Source organism: Azonexus caeni, from assembly GCF_048146105.1.
Taxonomy (GTDB): domain Bacteria; phylum Pseudomonadota; class Gammaproteobacteria; order Burkholderiales; family Rhodocyclaceae; genus Azonexus; species Azonexus aromaticus_B.
Genome location: NZ_JBKJAD010000057.1, coordinates 1 through 1,367, shown reverse-complemented (window position 1 = coordinate 1,367; position 1,367 = coordinate 1). Strand labels below are relative to the sequence as shown.

Below are 1,367 nucleotides of genomic sequence, written 5' to 3'. Positions count from 1 at the left end.
TCCCTGATATCCATTATCGTGGCGAGTCAATAGGGCCTGAGCAACGGGCGGCCGATCGGGCCATGGATTGATGGCTACACCAACTGAAAGTTCTTCTATTGGCAGTTCGGGAAAACAAGGATTTCATTGTTGGCTAGGCGGACGATCTTGAAACCGCTGTTGTTCTCCGCAAGAAGTCTGCCGTCATCGAAAGCGCTAGGCGGGATAGGAACCAAATAGTCACGTGTGTAGCACTGCACTTTTGATAGCGCCTCTTTGGCACTTGCTAGTTTTATTTCGTCTGGCAGGGAGCGATAAGAGAGAAAGACAACATTAAGTGCGCCGAACAGGGCATCGATTCCGCGTTTTAATTCGTCGCGATACAGCTTTGAGTTGTTGGCTCCCCATGCTGCCACGCGTTCAGTCAAATTTTGGCCGGGTAATTCCATGCTCGGAAGGTAGTAGAAGCTCTGGGAGAAAATCAAATTTCCCTCCGCGCCGCGGGCTTCCGCCCTCATTTTCATCCGGAGGCCGGAGAAATCTGGCGGAACCATCTGCTCAAGACTTATGGTTAGCGTGGCAGCTTTACCACCAATTGCTGTGCCTGAGTTTTTGGTGGGGGTTGCTACATCAAAGCGCTCCACGCGAATATCGCGTGGTTCTGATGCTAACGCCTGGAGTTTTCTGGTTAGCTCATCTCCCGCAATATTTTGGTCCAAAGAAGAATAGAACGTTGGCACCAGACTTCGGATTTCGTTCTCATAGCGAACAGCTGATTCATTATGAGTTAATGCTGCAATGATCCCGGCGGCAAGCACTCCTCCAACCATGGTGGCTCCAGTTGTTCCTGCGGCTGGATTTTTTTCCCATGTCAAAGGAGCAACAACGTTATTAAATTTGTTTTGGTCATCGCTTAATGAGTTGCCGGAAAACTCACGAAAAGTAGGCAAATCACTAGGCATAAATGCCTTAATTCTGACGGATGAAATTTTTTCTGCCTGATCACGCATTAACGGCTGCAGACTGTTGCATCCAGCTGAGGTTAAGCAAAGTGCGCAGTAGAGATTCAAAATTAGTATTTTTATGGGTGTCATTTTTAATTTTCCATTTGAATGAATGATGCTTGTCCGACGCCTCGTAACGAAAAAGCCTGATGCTAATTAAAAAATGATAACCGTGATATATTAACCCGGCAATCCAATAGGTTCATTACGCAGCATATTGGATTTTCTGGTGCTTGAAATAGGATATAACCCGTTCCGGTCGATTCTGTATTTTCATCATTGCGCCACGCACCTTCGATTCCAATTCGTCCCGATTCTTGGCTGGCTTCCCGCCATGGACCAAGGCCTTCAAGTCGCAATTCAGATACTCGTCCGGGTTGAGCT

The 1,367-nt window shown here is 47.4% G+C and carries 1 protein-coding gene and 1 pseudogene; both read right to left on the bottom strand.

Features of this window, described 5'->3' with window-relative positions:
* Window positions 1–95: 95 nt before the first annotated feature.
* Complete coding sequence (locus tag ACLIIZ_RS21045) at window positions 96–989, bottom strand: hypothetical protein (RefSeq protein ID WP_416695651.1); 894 nt, start codon at window positions 987–989, stop codon at window positions 96–98.
* Window positions 990–1,188: 199 nt separating this feature from the next.
* Window positions 1,189–1,367: pseudogene (locus ACLIIZ_RS21040) on the bottom strand (IS630-like element ISPa47 family transposase); the annotation flags it as partial.

What these genes read in the sequence shown, in the direction of transcription:
- ACLIIZ_RS21045 (WP_416695651.1), bottom strand. Translation starts at nt 989, where the DNA reads ATGCGTGATCAGGCAGAAAAAATTTCATCCGTCAGAATTAAGGCATTT.